Below are 15,881 nucleotides of genomic sequence, written 5' to 3' on the forward strand. Positions count from 1 at the left end.
AAAACAAAAAAAGCCGACAAAATTGCCGGCTTTAGTCTTACTTAAATAAATTTTATTCAAAGTTTTTAAGTAAAATCCATCCTGTTTTTACAGTAGTCTGTTTAGTTGCAGGATCTTCAAAGGTAATCTGGTACCAATATGATGTGGACGATAATTTTTTACCCTGGAAAAAGCCGTCCCAGTAAGGCCTGATTTTTTCGTATTTGTAAATTATCCTTCCATATCTGTCTGAGATCTGAGCAGTAAAGTTTTTGTTGCCATCTACCCCTCTGAAATCTATTCTATCATTAACATTATCTCCATTCGGCGTTATTACATTCTGCATATTGAAGGTGTAATATTCCAGATAACCAACGCAGCTTGTAGTTTTTACTCTCACCTGAACCGGCAACAGTGTATTTTTAGGCACATTGGTAAATATATTTGAATTTTGCCATGTAACGCCATCTATAGAGTACTCTAAATTTCCGTTGCTTGGATTACTTACAGAAACTGTAATATTATCGTTAGAGTAATCAATATTGGTAATAGTAGGTGGTATTGCTACTTTTACCTCTGTGGTGTACACTTGTGTGCAGACACCGTTGGTAATTGCCACTCCGTAAGTTCCGGTTACCGAAGTGGAAATGGTCTGTGTAGTTGCACCGTTGGTCCAAAGATAGCTGTAGTTCGGTCCTGCTCCCGCGTCTAAAGTAATAGTATCTCCCGTACAGATCCATCCTCCTGATAAATTTGAGGTAATTGCAGGAACCACTTCTACCGTAAGTGTTGCGGGAACTAAAGATTTACATTGCTGAGCTCCAATTGCATAAACTGTGTAGGTGGTTGTAACTGTAGGGCTTACTGTTCTTACAGCGCCTGTTACAGAAGAATCTCCCCATTGGTAAGTAACACCTCCAGAAGCCGTGAGAACCAAAGATTCTCCTTTACATATTTTTACTCTCGGGGCAGACAGTACTGCTGTAGGAGTTACCTCTTTTCTCAGCGTAACTGTTGCTACCTTTGAGCAGAAAGCCCCGTTGGAAACATTCACATATATAATCTGCCCATCGTTTCCGTTGAAAGTTGCCGGAGTGGGGATTACGTTGGCATTCCCTGCCTGAGCATCTGCCTGAAGAAGATAAAACTTAAATACTGCACCCGGAGTGGTACTGATTAAAGGTTTGGCATCATTAAGGTTAAAAGTAGAATTAGCAGGGGTAGAACAAAGCTTTAAAGTTGCATTCTGAACTGTAGGGCTCGTACCTCCAATGATTGTAACCTGAGCAGTAGCCGGACAGGTTGCCCCAGGAACATTTACCTGAACCATATAAACACCTGGTGTAGTGGCAGTATACGTCATTGATGTAGCACCAGGAATCGCAACACCATCCTTAAACCACTGATAAGTAGTTCCCGGAAGAGTATTGATCTGAGCTTTAAGAATTGTAGGAATATTATCACATACATTCAAAGTTTCAGGAATGGGATTTCCAGCAGGGTCAACGATGGTCATACCCAGATCAAAAGATCCACCCTGAATAAATACCCCCGAATCAAATCCTGAATCTGAGGCATCAGCCAAAACCATTTTAAAATGGTAAGACTGTCCCGGAGTTACGGTAGCCGTAGCCGTTAAAGGAATAGTACGCCCGTTGAAATTTGTTTCAACATTTAATGTATTGAGACCTCCGAAATAAGCCGCATTTATTGGCCCACAGGTAAAGCCGCTTCCACCGGGAACGATATTGGTTACACTTACAGGCCCCGCCCCGGCAGGTAATATCGCCATATTGGTATACGTAGAACCCGGAGTGTTCGGCTTCAGTAAAAGAGCAAAACCATCAGAAAACACTCCACAAGGGAAGTTTGAAGTGTATTCTTCAGAAGCAAATATGTAATTGAAATTAATCTGAGAATTGTTCGGAACAAAGTCAAATTCTATAAAAACTGCGTCATTAAGTCCTGCAGCCGGATTAATTGCAGCTACTAGATCAGGATCACTTCCAATACTTCCAGGTACAGTATCACCAAGACCGCCTTCTGAAATGTTTCCAGCTTTTCTTGCCTTTCCTGTAACCAGTACAATACCGTCATTAAAAGGAAAATTGGTTGTACCTTTATTAAAGTAACCCCATGCTCTTTCTGTATCTGTTACCAGCTGGTTAGGAGAAACAGTAACATTGGTAACGTCTGGCGGTGCACAGGATGAACCTCCTGAAATGAGGACATTTTTAACCAGTTGATCAATTGTATAACCGCTTGCCACGTAAGGAGGAACATTCACATCGATAAACGCACCCGCTTTCATACTTTCTGGACTCTTTTTTTCAGGTAAAACTTTCCTGCTCATCTTCTGAGCGCTAAACTGCGTAGAAAACAGAATCAGGAATAGAAATAGAAGGTAGTTTTTGGATCTATAATTTAACATTTTCAGATTGTTTGTCCAAAAATACCAAATTTTATTGATTTAAAACACATTATGCTCCATATAATTACTAAAAATACAGTAAATTTCCTGTTTTTTAATAAATTTTAATTCCATTTTAATCTTAAATTGAAAAAACTTTCATCCGAAAGACCTGATAAATTGTGCATGTGAGAAACTATTCTTTATTCATTTCGTCAATTTTCATCTGAAGCTCCGCAATCTTATCCTTCAAAAACTTAATTTCATTTTTGTTTGAATTAACATTACTCTTTAAAATTGTTTTTTTGGCGCGCTCACTGTGGTCTTCCTCATCTTCTTCTTCATTAATTTCTTCGATATCTTCCTGAATATCTTCGATATCTTCGCTGATTTCTTCAATATCCTCACTGATTTCTTCCAAATCTTCCTGAATATCTTCAATGTCTTCACTGATTTCTTCGATGTCCTCCTGAATATCTTCTATTTTTTCATGACTTTTATTCACAGACATCTGAATTAAAATGGACAGATAAATCGCTTCCAAAGAAAGAACTGTAGTTAAAACCAGCAACATTTTATCAAAATCAATCACCCCGAAAACGGGAAGTAAAAAGGATGTTAAGAACAGTAATGTATGCAATATCAATGACGGAATTGAGCCAATCCAGGAGGTAATGCCGTCTGCCAGTTTTTCTAAAAATTCTAATTTCTCGTGCGGTGTTTTCATTATTTTTCTGTTTAAAACAATTCTTTGGTTACTCCCAATCCAAACAAGGCAAAATCGTATTTCGCAGGATCTTTTTCGTCAAATTTTCTAATGATTAAATCTAATTCTTCTACCGTTTTCCAGTCGTTCTGGGTTCTTGTAATCAGACCTAATTTTCTGGAAATATTCCCTGTATGAACATCCAGAGGAATTGATAAAAATTTTGGGTCAATATTTTGCCAGATACCAAAATCTACGCCACGGTTATCTTTTCTTACCATCCATCTCAAAAACATAATGATTCTTTTCGAAGATGAATTTTTATACGGTGAACTCACGTGCTTATGTGTTCTGTGCTTTTCAATCCCTAAAAATTTCTGCCTGAATCTCTCAATCGAATGCTGAAAATTATTTTCATCGGTATTAACCAAAAACAAATCCTCCAGACTTTCATTTTCTGTATAAATTTTATGAAACTGACTGATAAAATAAGCAAAATCTGCTCCGTTAAAAGTTCTGTGGATGCTTTCGTCTTTGATAAATTCCAAATCTTTATCAGAATAATTCATCACAAAATCATAGGGAGAATTTCCCATAATATCCAGCATTTTATCTGCTGACTTAATAATAGACTTTCTGTTTCCCCAGGAAATGGTCGCAGCCAGAAACCCTGCTATCTCAATATCCTGTTTCAAAGAAAAACGATGCGGAATCTGAACAGGGTCATCCTGAATAAACTCAACGCTGTTGTAAACATCCGCTTTTTCGTCAAGAAAATCTTTTAATTCAGAAAAATTCAACTTCATTTTTTTTTAAACAGTTAATCTTGGGAAGGAGGTTAAGGTTAAGGAAGAGGTTGAGGAAATGGTTAAATCAAAAAAACATTTAGTTAATGAAATTCTTTTATTTTGTACTAAATCTTCACCGCTTCCAAAGCCTTTGGTAAAAAGGTATTCGGGAAAATGGGTCTTGCTTCATCGGTAAAGACTGTGAGATCGCTGTAACGGTTTGAAAAATGTCCTAAAATCAATTTACCTACTTCTGCTTTTTTGGCTATGGTTGCCGCTTCCTGAGCGGTTGTGTGACCGGTGTAATCTGCCATTTCCTTTAAATCATGTAGAAAAGTAGCTTCATGATACAAAACTGTTGCGTTTTTAATAATCGGAATTACAGATTCTAAATACCTCGTGTCACTACAGAACGCATAAGAAACTGATGGAGAATGAGTTGTGGTTAAAATTTCATTTTTCAAAACATATCCGTCACTCAAAACAAAATCTTTTCCGGCTTTTAGATTATGATAGTCGCAGGTTTCAATTTCATTATATTTTGAAACTTCTTCCATATTGATATGACGTTCTTTAGGTTTTTCTTTAAAAAGATAGCCATTACAGTAAATCCTGTGGTCAAGCGGAATGGTAAACACTTCCACCCTGTTGTCTTCATAGATTTTTTCGGAATACGTTTTATCCAGCTCATGATAAACAACCTCAAAACTACGGTGCGTTTCAGACATCGTAAAAATAGTTTCAAGCATTTTTTTAATTCCTTTAGGACCGTACACATGCAGCGGAACTTCCCTGCCCAAAAGCCTGAAAGACGCAATCAATCCTGGTAAACCAAAACAGTGGTCGCCATGAAGATGCGAGATGAAAATATGATTGATTTTTGAAAATCTTGCTTTTGCTTTTCTAAGCTGTACCTGCGTTCCTTCGCCACAATCAATCAGAAAACAGCGTTCTTCCATTTCGAGAAGCTGTGCCGTGGGTGAAGTATTAACCGTTGGTATCGCAGAATTAAAGCCTAATATCGTTAAATAAGTACTCAAATCAATAGTTTATTAAAGCAAATGTACAATAATTGAGGTTAAGGTTAAGACTTAGGTTGAGGTTTTAAAATAATTATGAACCTGAACACATAGGTCATATGAGATTTTAGATCTGTATTGAAAATATTATAGATTTAACGAGAGAAAATCAGAGATTTTCAAATGAAAATACATTGTATAAATTACTATTATGCTCACAAAGCCCTCAAAAATATGTTTGATTTTTTAATCTTCTGTGTTGTAAAATTTTCGCAACAATTAAACTGAAAACTGATGTGACTAATGTGTTAACTCCTCGTAATAATTACTTTTTCAGCAAAAATTCCAAAAATAAATCCAAGGCCTTTTTTCTGTGGCTGATTTTGTTTTTATCTTCGGGATTCATTTCTGCAAAGGTGATTTCATGACCTTCAGGAACAAAAATTGGGTCGTAGCCAAAACCCTGATGACCTTTATTTTCTGTCAGCAGATTTCCGTGAACTCGGCCGTCGAAATATTGAGCACCATTTTCGTCATAATAACATAAAACGGTGATGAAATAGGCTTTTCTGTTTTCTATATTTTCCATTTCGCTTAAAACTTTTTCTATGTTTTTGGCAAAATCGTGATCTCCCGCGTAACGTGCAGAAAAAATACCAGGTCTTCCGTCTAAAGATTCCACAACCAAACCGCTGTCGTCTCCCAGACTTGGAATTCCGGTTTTTTCAAAGCAATATTTGGCTTTAATTAAAGCGTTGGCATTGAAAGAATCTCCGTTTTCAACGATTTCGTCGTGAAGATCGTAATCTGCAAGACTTCTAACGGTAAAATTATTTCCTAAAATCTGTTGAATCTCTTCCTTCTTGTGAAGATTGTGAGTGGCTACTAATATTTCCATTTTTATTTTTATTAAACCGATTTCTATCGGATTTACTGATTATAATTTTGTTGTTACAGATAAGTCACATTAGATATATTTTGATGTTTGAAAATATTTTAGATCACATAAGAGGAAAAATCAAAGATTTTTGTAAGGTCTGTCTGAATAAGTGGAAATCTAAAAGTTCCCAAGAATAAAAATCTTTTATTTTTCACTAATGTGCTCTAAAATAGAGCAAAGTTTTGATGCTAAACTTATGTGACTTTGTGTTTAAATTTACTCTGCTTCAGAATACCTGACTTTATTTTGAAACACGAAGAGATAGAAAAACACCGAAAAAAGTACAATTCCTGTCAATAGAAGCATCCATTCCTGCATTTCAAAAGCTTCGGCGAAACTTTCTTTTTGGGTGTAAAAAATCAAAATTGCCGAACAGAGATTATTAAAACCATGCAACAGCATCGGTAAAAGAAGTGATTTTGTTTTATAATAAACCAATCCCAAAACACAACCCAACAAAGTCGCCCCTACGAACTGCCATGGATTTCCATGAATTAACCCAAATAATACACTCGCAAGCAATATGGCTTTCCAGGGCACTACTCCATTATTAATTAAACCTTTTTGGATAATTCCTCTGAAAATAATTTCTTCAAAAATCGGCGCCATGATCACTGCCATGATGATCATTACCGCAGGATCATTGGTAAGACCAGACATTAAATTTTCAAAAAATTCATAAAAATCTCCAAAAAACGGTCCGGTTGTAGGAATTTGAGATGTGATAAACTCACCGATAAACATCATTCCCAACATCATCGGAAAGATTAATAAATAAGTATAAAAATTGGTGGGTGAAAAGTTGAAATTCAGTTTTTTTCCAGTTTTTGGTCTTACAACAGCAAAATCAAAAGCCGCAATCATGAGACAGAATACAACAGCATTTGAAATCATTAAAAACCAGGGCTTCTGCATAAAATCTAATCTGAAAATAAATTTTCCCGCGATTCCGAAAAAACCGACCGCCATACTCCCTATGATATAACCTGCGAAGAGAATTAAACCTCCCATCCAATCGAAAATATATTTTGGATAACGCGTCTGCTCCATAAACTCTGATTTTTTTAAAGAAACAAAGATAAATGATTTAATGAAAAAAAATAATTTTACATTTCAAATGTCATCATGAGCCTTCCGAATAATTAAATTTCATATGTCATCCTGAGCTTGCCGAAGAATCAAACTTCAAATCTCAAATCAAACCGTTTTCTTTTTTCTATCGCAATTGCTTCACTATGAAGTATAATCAAACTACCTTTGCAGCCTAATTTATCTATTCGCATGGATTCCGCATTAAATCACCCTAAAAACCTTAATTTACAACTGATAAGTTACGTCTCTTTCACTTTTGTAGGATACTTTATTATCGGCTTATCGCTTTCAGTACTTCCCATTTTTATCAGTAAAAGTTTAGGATTCAGTCTTTTGGTGGCAGGAATGGTCATTAGTTTACAATATATTTCCACGTTTTTCCTGAGAGCCTATTCAGGTAAAATGATTGACGGAAAAGGCCCGAAACCGGCAGTCCTGTTGAGTATGCTCGGATTTTCCTTAACCGGAATTTTTTTGCTTTTTGCTTATTATTTTAAATTTTCTCCCGTTTTAAGTCTCGCATTCTTAATTATCACACGACTGTTAACAGGTTGCGCAGAAGGTCTGGTGGGTGCAAGTCCGATCAACTGGGCGATTATGGCATTAGGGGAAAAACACACTGCAAAAATCATTTCCTATAACGGCGTTGCATGCTACGGAGCTTTGGCGATTGGTGCATCATTGGGAATTTTTATCGAACAGAAATTCAGTCTCTACGGCATCGGGATTCTTTCCATTATCTTAGGAATTACTGGATATTTTTTTGCTAAAACGAAAGAGAATAAAACCAATTTGAGTCAAAAAGAAGCCCAGTCTTTCTGGAAAGTTTTGGGAAAAGTTGCTCCGTTTGGCGTTTGTCTGGCCTTGGGAGGAATTGGTTTTGCAAGTATTTCGACGTTCATTACTTTATATTACAATCATTTTCACTGGAATAACGGTGCTTTGTGTCTGAGTATTTTCGGAGGATTATTTGTTGCCGGACGTTTGGTTTTCAGCAACGTCATTAATAATTATGGCGGAATAAAAGTGGCTATCGCCTGTCTTTTAGTAGAAACCATCGGACTTCTCATCATCGCTTTTGCCACGAATGCCCAAATGGCTTTAATTGGGGCAGGTGTAACCGGATTAGGATTTTCATTAATTTTTCCTGCATTGGGAGTGATGGCCATCAAAAGTGTTGCTCCTGCAAACCAAGGCTCTGCTTTGGCGGGTTACGGACTTTTTATTGATATTTCCTTAGGCGTTGCGGGCCCGATCATCGGGAGTGTTGCCGATTATTTTGGTATGCAGTTTATCTTCCCGTTCAGTGCAGCGATGGTTTTCATTGGATTGGGATTGGCGTATTTTCTGAAGAAAAAATCAAATTTAAAAAAGCTGAGCATGGTTTAAGTTTTAAAATCATTCAGAAATAAATATAATTTTCATTTCCGGAAATCATGGATTCAATCACCTGTTTATTGTTGTGTTATAATTATTGAACCAATTTGTGGTTCTGAATGTGTGATGTAATATATTTCCGTGGGTCTCAGCCACGGCTACTCATATTAAACAACTTTGTGGTTTGAAAAAAAAATAAAAACTACAACCTGTCAAAATTTAATTTCCACTCCCGTAAATAAATCTTTGATTTTTAATCTTATGTTTTCTATTTATAAGAAATAATAACAAATCTATGTGACTTCTGTGTCAAATGCATTTGCAATAAAACTTTCAAAAATTTATTCTCAAACCTTTTTTGAACCTGTATATTCAAAGTGATCAGATTAACTATCTAAATCTTTAGTGACTTTAGTGGTTCAAACCAAATCAAAAATCCAATTTTCAAAATCCGATTAAATTCACGATTTTTGCAAACTCAAACTACGATATGTCAGACTTAATCAAAGAAATAGAAAAAAGAAAAACCTTCGGAATTATCTCTCACCCCGATGCCGGAAAAACCACTCTTACTGAAAAGCTTCTGCTTTTTGGAGGGGCAATTCAGGAAGCAGGTGCGGTAAAATCCAATAAAATAAAAAAGGGAGCCACCTCCGATTTCATGGAAATCGAGAGACAGAGAGGGATTTCGGTCGCGACTTCCGTATTGGCTTTTGAATACAGAGATCACAAAATCAATATTTTGGATACACCGGGTCACAAAGATTTTGCTGAAGATACTTACCGAACTTTGACTGCAGTAGATTCTGTAATCGTTGTAATTGACGTTGCAAAGGGAGTTGAGGAACAAACCGAGAAATTGGTAAAAGTTTGCAGAATGAGAAACATCCCGATGTTGGTTTTCATCAATAAACTTGACCGTGAGGGTAAGGATGCTTTTGATCTTTTGGATGAAGTTGAGCAGAAATTAGGTTTAAGAGTTTGCCCGCTTTCATTACCCATCGGTATGGGAGCTGATTTTCAGGGCATTTACAATATCTGGGAAGACAATATACAGCTGTTTTTGGAAGAGAAAAAGCAGAAAGTAGGAGAATCTATAAAGTTTGATGACATTAATGACTCTAAAATTGATGAAGTAATCGGTGACAAAGCAGCACAGAGTTTACGGGATGAATTAGAATTAATTCAGTCTGTCTATCCGGAATTCAACCGTGACGACTATATGAACGGTGAATTACAGCCTGTTTTCTTCGGTTCAGCTTTAAACAATTTTGGTGTTCGCGAATTGCTGAATGCATTTATCGACATCGCACCAATGCCACAACCAAAAGAAAGTGACACCCGCCTGGTAAAGCCTGAGGAAAGTACTTTCACAGGATTTGTTTTTAAAATTCACGCGAATATGGATCCGAAACACAGAGACCGTTTGGCTTTCGTGAAAATTGTTTCGGGGACTTTTAAAAGAAATGAAAATTATCTTCTGGTAAGAGAAGGAAAAAAGATGAAATTCTCTTCTCCGAACGCATTCTTTGCTGATAAAAAAGAAGTGGTGGACGAAAGTTTCCCTGGAGATATTGTCGGACTTCACGATACCGGAAGTTTCAGAATTGGCGATACGTTGACGGGAGGCGAAAAATTGAGCTTCAAAGGAATTCCGAGTTTCTCTCCGGAACATTTCAGATATATTAACAATAATGATCCGTTGAAAGCTAAACAGTTAGCCAAAGGCATTGATCAGTTGATGGATGAAGGCGTGGCGCAGCTATTTACCCTTGAAATGAATAACAGAAAAATCATTGGAACCGTGGGTGCACTCCAGTACGAAGTGATTCAGTATCGTCTGGAGCACGAATACGGTGCAAAATGCACATACGAACCACTTGCAATGCACAAAGCCTGCTGGGTGGAAGCTGACGAAAAGTCTGAAGAGTTCAGAGAATTTGCAAGACTGAAGCAGCGATTTTTGGCAAGAGACAAATACAACCAACTGGTTTTCCTGGCAGATTCTTCTTTCACGATTCACATGACGCAGGAAAAATTCCCGAATGTGAAACTGCATTTTATCAGTGAGTTTCAGAATGCTTAAAGATAAAAAAACCGTTCAGTTGAACGGTTTTTTTGTTTAAATCAGCAAAGTATTATTTATTGATAATTAATTTCTTGGAAATCTGCTGTCCGTCTTTGTCAACTTTCATGATGTAAACACCAGTCTGCAGCTCAGATAGATTTACTTTTTCAGAGATTACAGTGGCGTTTCCTTTCACCTCTTTTTTTGGTGCCGCCAATCTACCGTCAGCAGTAAATACGCTGTATGAGAAACCGTTTTTAGCTTTCGTTTCGATGGTAAAGATTCCGTTGGAAGGATTTGGATAAACAACAAATCCGTCTTCTGCTTTTTCCAGATCGTTAACTCCTAATGTAGAATTTACGGTGAAATTTGTTGTATTCACATTTAAAAACACATTATCAATTGCCTTAACCATAATCCTTGCAGTGCTGCTTATACCGAGGCCTGGAGGAAGCGTAAATGTGTAAGAACCGTTGTTTGGTGTACTCGCCACTAAGGTTTGCGGAAATGTAAGCCCACCATCCAGTGATAGTAAAATAGTGACATTGGCAGTGTTTACAGGAGCAGCATTTGTATTGGCTACGTTCCAGGTAATGGTTTGAGACTGCCCTGCATTCCACACAATTCCTGTTGTGTTCTGGGAACTTACTGTAAAAGGACCTGCAGCAGTAGATACAGTGAGAGTAACATTATCTCTTCCTGTTTGCCCGCCTCCCACTCTGTTGTCTCTCACGAGAAGTGAAAAATTTAAACTTCGTGCAGCAGTTGGAAGTTTCTCCCAGGCTCTGTAATTTGTAGGTGCTACAATTGCCGGATTGTAGCCTTCAATAATGGTCGCCAGTCTGGGAAAATATCTTGTAGGCGAAGCAGTTGCAAATAAAGATCTGAACAAAGGACCTACAGTATTAACCGGAGTAGGCGGCATCGTTGCAGCCCCGAAATCGGTCTGTTCCCAGTTGTAGGTGATTGCATCACCATCTGCATCAGTTGCAATACCCGTTAATGCAAAGGGAGTTCCGATGGGTATTGTTCTGTCTAAACCGGCGTTTACAATTGGTTCGCTGTTATTGGTTGCAGTATTTACGCTGCAGCTTCCTGCTGGGGCAGTAATTCTGTTGTACATTTCATTAATGCTGACTGCATGGAAGTAGGCATCACTGTTGTTCTGAACGTTGGGTGAGCAGATTCCCGCATACCCCATAATTGAACTGGCACTTCCCGGTTCTACCGATGTTGCATTGTTTCTAAAACAACCGTTATTCTGAGTATGATTAGCTCCAAACTGATGACCCATCTCGTGTGCCACATAATCAATTACAAAAGGATCTCCTACCGGAACGGCTGATCCGGTGACACCTCCTGCTTTTACGTTGGTATTACAAATTGCGGGAGTGTAAGCCAAACCATTGTCATTTCCCTGGCTCGCCTGAAAAAACAAGTGCCCGATGTCATAGTTTGATGATCCAATTGCGTTGTTGGTTACTACAACATTTTCGTCAATCATTTGAGATGCATCTAATGCATCAAAAGTATCTGTATTTATAAAAAACAGAAGATCTGTATTGGCTATCAGCTGTAATCTAACGGAAATATCATTCTCGAAAACCTGATTAAGACGGGTAACCACTAAATTTACCGCGGCAAGAACTGCTGCTTTTTTCTGAACATCAGTTCCAGATCCAACACCTGCCTGAAGGGCGATGTATGAAGAATATTCTGTTGTAGTAGTGATTGCCAGCCTGTACTGACGTCGCAAACCATCAATAACTGTTTTCTGACCTGCATCTGACTGGATCTGCTGCTTTAATGCACCTTCTTCTTTAACCAGACACTCAAAACGACCTTGTGATGTAGCATCTTTTCTGTTGTAAAAAATGTAGCTTTTGTTGTCATTGGAGTACGAATCAATATAAAAAGTTCCTTTACTGGATGTGATCATTGCATTGAGACCAAAATAAGGATCGTTTGTAAAGCGTACTGAGGTTGAAGGATCGCCTACTTTTATTCCCACATAGGAGCGTACATCAGAATATCTGTTTTGCAGATCAGGATGCATTGTGGAAGCTTCCAGCACCTCAAAGGTATCGAAAGCGCCAGTTTCATTGGGAAATTTCACCATAACACCTTTAGGTGATTGTGAATCTCTGCTGGATGCTGTAGAAAGCTGCTGTGTAAGAGCCTCAGTATTCAGATTAAAAATTTTGAATTCTGAAACCTGAACCGGCCGTTCTCTTTTGTCTCTTATTTTTTCCGGAGAAAAGTTTGACCATTGATTCTGCTGTGCAAAAACGGAGGTCGTTAAGCAGAATAAACCTGCTGCAAAAAGTAGTTTTTTATTCATGGATTAGATTTTAAGTATTTTAATGTTATCGATTTTGGTTTCTGAAAAATTTTAATTATTAAAACGGGATTGCTCTGTTTTTCCCCGGCATATTCCCAATTTTCGGTTTCACTGTAGTATAAAGTTAATTTACCATTTTTTTCTTCCAGTTTTGAGACATTGATATCACCGTATTTTATGCTTCTGAGTTTAGGTTTTAATACAACTAATGCTTCATTATCTTCTAAAACAGGAATAGGCGCCGACCTGGAAAATCTGGAGTCACTTAAACTTCTGTACAACTTAAGAACTTCTTTCTGTCTACTGACAATGGATAGTTCAGGTAATTTTGACGCAGTATTCATCCTTCGCATTTCGATGAAATCGATTTTGCTTATTTTGTTGGTTGACTGTTTATTTTGTGAATTAACAGCTGATAGCATTCCAACCAGTACAAGTATCAAAATTAATTGCGATTTTGTTGAAAAATTCATAAACAAATTTATTTTTTTTTTCGGAGAATTAAAGATATTTTTTATATTAAATTAAAGGGTACTTTAAGCAGCTCAATTAATTGATCAACCATCATAAAAACTCAGACAGATTGGTCTCGCAAAAATTTTTTTTAATGTTAAAAAAAAATAACTTTCCTGATATTTTTCTCTTCTTAAATTTGAAAATTTTAAAACCAGACCAATAAAAACCTTTGTAAAATCGCGATAATTAAATTTACAAAACGCTATAAAACAATATCTTAAATTTTTACACTTACAAAACATTTCCTTTACAAACATTACAAAAAATTACCCGGTAGCTTTACATCAACAAAATTAACCGTTATGAAAAAAGCTATTCTGCTACTTGCAATATCAAGTACGTTTATTATGTGTAAAAAGGGAGATGGAACTACAGAATCCCTAAGCGAGACCATAAAATCTGCCGACAGCAGCTTTACAGAAATCTCCGACAAGGCTGAGAAAATTCAAAATGAAACGGCAGCGGCTTTGGATTCTGCTCAGGTAAAAATTAAAGATTTTGATAAAACTTCACAGGAATTGAAAGATAAGTTTGAAAAAACTGCTTCTTCTGTAGATTCTTTAGGCGAAAAGATTTCCAGTGTAAAATTTGAATCTAAAACTGTTGATAAAGATTCTTTAGCTAAGAAACAGGAGAAAATTGTAGTGAATGTTCCCGCACCGAAAGTGATTAAGGAAACCAAAATCATTTACAAAAACAATCCTGAAAAACCGAAATCTGCGCCGAAATATGCCTTAAAGAAAACTGCCAATCTTGAAATTGGTGTTGATGATACGTATGGCGCAAAAAATTACATCGAAGATCAGCTCAGAAAATACGACGGAAGTCTGAAGAGCGAAAACATCAGCAGAAACAATGACGAAACAAGAACCGCTTATCTGAAAATGCAGATTCCATTAGATAAATTTGAATATTTTGTGGAAGATGTAAGTGACCATTTAGGAAATGTAATCGATAAAACCATCGACAGTTCGGGAGATCAGTTTTACCCAAACACCAAATGCGATGTCGAAATCACTTTATACGGAAACGAAAAAAATGCTGATGCAGTTGCATCAAAACCTGACAGTTTCGGAGGAAAATTCACTTCAGGAATCGGCTCCGGATGGGAAGTTTTGACTGGAATTCTTCTTTTCTTTGTTCCGTTTTGGCCTTTATTCTTAATTATTGGAATTGCATATTATTTCTACAAAAAGAACAGAAACAAAAATATCAGTAATCAGGCAGAATAATTTTAATCAAATTTTAATGTTTCGATGAGAATAATTGAAATTTGATTTGTACTTTTGCAACGCATTACGGTTAAGCAATTGACCATAATTTTATATAAAAGTTTGTGTTTAGTTACAGCAAGGGCTTTCAGAAATTCTGAAAGCCCTTGCTATTTTTATATTAGAAAAGATTATTTTGAGATGCTTCTCGAAATTACAATCTTCTGAATTTCTGATGTTCCCTCATAGATCTGAGTGATTTTTGCATCACGCATCATTCTTTCTACGTGATATTCTTTCACATAACCATATCCGCCGTGAATTTGCACCGCTTCAATCGTAGTATCCATCGCTACCTGTGAAGAGTACAGTTTTGCCATCGCTCCGCTTTCTGAGATATCTTTACCGGCATCTTTTTCTACTGCAGCCTTGTAGCAAAGCATTCTTGCAGCAGTAATCTGGGTTGCCATATCTGCTAATTTAAAAGCGATCGCCTGATGATTGATGATTTCCGTTTTGAAAGCCTTTCTTGTTTTAGCATATTTTAAAGCCAGTTCGTAAGCTCCGGAAGCAATTCCTAAAGCCTGAGAAGCAATACCGATTCTACCGCCATTCAAAACTGCCATCGCAAAGTTGAATCCGAAACCGTCTGCACCAATTCTGTTTTCTTTAGGCACTTTTACGTTGTTGAAAAGCAAAGAATGCGTGTCGCTTCCTCTGATTCCCAGTTTATCTTCTTTAAGACCGATTTCGAAACCTTCCCATCCCTTTTCTACGATGAATGCGTTGATTCCTTTGTGTTTTTTCTCAGGATCAGTCTGCGCAATTACGATATAGTACGTTGCAGTACCACCGTTTGTAATCCAGTTTTTGATACCGTTTAAAAGATAATAATCGCCTTTGTCTTCGGCAGTTGTTTGCTGTGAAGTAGCATCAGAACCGGCTTCCGGCTCAGAAAGTGCAAAAGCACCGATTACCTCTCCGCTTGCCAAAGGAGTAAGATATTTTACTTTTTGTTCTTCAGAAGCAAATTTTTCAAGACCTGCACACACCAAAGAGTTGTTTACAGACATTACCACGGCTGCAGAAGCGTCTACTTTCGCAATTTCTTCCATTGCCAAAACGTAGGAAACACTATCCATACCTGCTCCGCCGTACTGTGGGTCTACCATCATCCCAAGAAGCCCCATTTCCCCCATTTTCTTAACCTGTTCGGCAGGAAACTTCTGGTCACGGTCTCTTTCAATTACACCCGGTAACAGTTCGTTCTGTGCAAAATCTCTCGCTGCCTGCTGAATCATCAGCTGTTCTTCTGATAAATTAAAATCCATAAAAATTTTTCAATTATATGGTTGCTAATTTACACTTTTTAGGCAAATACAAAAATTTTTAATATTATTGGGATTTAAGCTGGGATGATGACTGTATCAAAAG

Annotated in this window: 12 protein-coding genes; 3 read left to right on the forward strand and 9 right to left on the reverse strand. The window is 37.1% G+C overall.

What is annotated here, in order from left to right:
- Positions 1–52 precede the first annotated feature (52 nt).
- From ASG31_RS12575 to ASG31_RS12600, 6 genes are all read right to left on the reverse strand, one after another.
- Positions 53–2,410, reverse strand: coding sequence for a choice-of-anchor L domain-containing protein (locus tag ASG31_RS12575; protein WP_056033046.1), 2,358 nt, complete (start codon positions 2,408–2,410; stop codon positions 53–55).
- Positions 2,411–2,585: 175 nt separating this feature from the next.
- Complete coding sequence (locus ASG31_RS12580) at positions 2,586–3,116, reverse strand: DUF1003 domain-containing protein (RefSeq protein ID WP_056033050.1); 531 nt, start codon at positions 3,114–3,116, stop codon at positions 2,586–2,588.
- A gap of 11 nt (positions 3,117–3,127) precedes the next feature.
- Positions 3,128–3,895: a TIGR02757 family protein gene (locus ASG31_RS12585; protein WP_082504578.1), complete on the reverse strand. Its 768-nt coding sequence runs from the start codon at positions 3,893–3,895 to the stop codon at positions 3,128–3,130.
- Between the two features lie 113 nt (positions 3,896–4,008).
- Positions 4,009–4,923 carry a ribonuclease Z gene (locus ASG31_RS12590; protein ID WP_056033056.1) on the reverse strand — a complete coding sequence of 305 codons (915 nt, stop codon included), beginning with the start codon at positions 4,921–4,923 and terminating at the stop codon, positions 4,009–4,011.
- A 304-nt stretch (positions 4,924–5,227) separates the two neighbouring features.
- Positions 5,228–5,806: an RdgB/HAM1 family non-canonical purine NTP pyrophosphatase gene (gene rdgB / locus ASG31_RS12595; RefSeq protein ID WP_056033058.1), complete on the reverse strand. Its 579-nt coding sequence runs from the start codon at positions 5,804–5,806 to the stop codon at positions 5,228–5,230.
- 252 nt (positions 5,807–6,058) lie between these two features.
- Positions 6,059–6,892 (reverse strand): CPBP family intramembrane glutamic endopeptidase, encoded by an 834-nt coding sequence (locus ASG31_RS12600; RefSeq protein ID WP_056033060.1) that lies wholly within the window; start codon positions 6,890–6,892, stop codon positions 6,059–6,061.
- Between the two features lie 231 nt (positions 6,893–7,123).
- On the opposite strand from ASG31_RS12600, the gene ASG31_RS12605 reads away from it, so the two are divergent.
- On the forward strand, positions 7,124–8,323 hold the full coding sequence (locus tag ASG31_RS12605; protein ID WP_056033063.1) for an MFS transporter: 1,200 nt from the start codon (positions 7,124–7,126) through the stop codon (positions 8,321–8,323).
- Between the two features lie 478 nt (positions 8,324–8,801).
- Positions 8,802–10,397 carry a peptide chain release factor 3 gene (locus ASG31_RS12610; RefSeq protein ID WP_056033065.1) on the forward strand — a complete coding sequence of 532 codons (1,596 nt, stop codon included), beginning with the start codon at positions 8,802–8,804 and terminating at the stop codon, positions 10,395–10,397.
- Positions 10,398–10,449: 52 nt separating this feature from the next.
- On the opposite strand, the gene ASG31_RS12615 is transcribed toward ASG31_RS12610, so the two are convergent.
- Positions 10,450–12,720 (reverse strand): zinc-dependent metalloprotease, encoded by a 2,271-nt coding sequence (locus ASG31_RS12615; protein WP_056033068.1) that lies wholly within the window; start codon positions 12,718–12,720, stop codon positions 10,450–10,452.
- The gene (locus tag ASG31_RS12620) at positions 12,717–13,193 is read right to left on the reverse strand and encodes a hypothetical protein (RefSeq protein ID WP_056033071.1); all 477 of its coding nucleotides are present in this window, start codon (positions 13,191–13,193) and stop codon (positions 12,717–12,719) included. The genes ASG31_RS12615 and ASG31_RS12620 overlap by 4 nt, the downstream gene beginning before the upstream one ends.
- Before the next feature lie 345 nt (positions 13,194–13,538).
- Between ASG31_RS12620 and ASG31_RS12630 the strand changes: the two genes are divergently transcribed.
- The gene (locus ASG31_RS12630) at positions 13,539–14,468 is read left to right on the forward strand and encodes a DUF4349 domain-containing protein (protein ID WP_056033078.1); all 930 of its coding nucleotides are present in this window, start codon (positions 13,539–13,541) and stop codon (positions 14,466–14,468) included.
- 170 nt (positions 14,469–14,638) lie between these two features.
- Here the strand turns inward: ASG31_RS12630 and ASG31_RS12635 are convergent, their stop codons facing one another.
- Positions 14,639–15,778, reverse strand: coding sequence for an acyl-CoA dehydrogenase family protein (locus tag ASG31_RS12635; protein ID WP_056033081.1), 1,140 nt, complete (start codon positions 15,776–15,778; stop codon positions 14,639–14,641).
- Positions 15,779–15,881: the final 103 nt, after the last annotated feature.

The organism is Chryseobacterium sp. Leaf404 (assembly GCF_001424145.1).
Lineage (GTDB): Bacteria > Bacteroidota > Bacteroidia > Flavobacteriales > Weeksellaceae > Chryseobacterium.

Coding starts and splice junctions, on each gene's coding strand:
- ASG31_RS12575 (WP_056033046.1), bottom strand. CDS start 2,410: ATGTTAAATTATAGATCCAAAAACTACCTTCTATTTCTATTCCTGATT.
- ASG31_RS12580 (WP_056033050.1), bottom strand. CDS start 3,116: ATGAAAACACCGCACGAGAAATTAGAATTTTTAGAAAAACTGGCAGAC.
- ASG31_RS12600 (WP_056033060.1), bottom strand. CDS start 6,892: ATGGAGCAGACGCGTTATCCAAAATATATTTTCGATTGGATGGGAGGT.
- ASG31_RS12605 (WP_056033063.1), top strand. CDS start 7,124: ATGGATTCCGCATTAAATCACCCTAAAAACCTTAATTTACAACTGATA.
- ASG31_RS12610 (WP_056033065.1), top strand. CDS start 8,802: ATGTCAGACTTAATCAAAGAAATAGAAAAAAGAAAAACCTTCGGAATT.
- ASG31_RS12615 (WP_056033068.1), bottom strand. CDS start 12,720: ATGAATAAAAAACTACTTTTTGCAGCAGGTTTATTCTGCTTAACGACC.
- ASG31_RS12620 (WP_056033071.1), bottom strand. CDS start 13,193: ATGAATTTTTCAACAAAATCGCAATTAATTTTGATACTTGTACTGGTT.
- ASG31_RS12630 (WP_056033078.1), top strand. CDS start 13,539: ATGAAAAAAGCTATTCTGCTACTTGCAATATCAAGTACGTTTATTATG.
- ASG31_RS12635 (WP_056033081.1), bottom strand. CDS start 15,778: ATGGATTTTAATTTATCAGAAGAACAGCTGATGATTCAGCAGGCAGCG.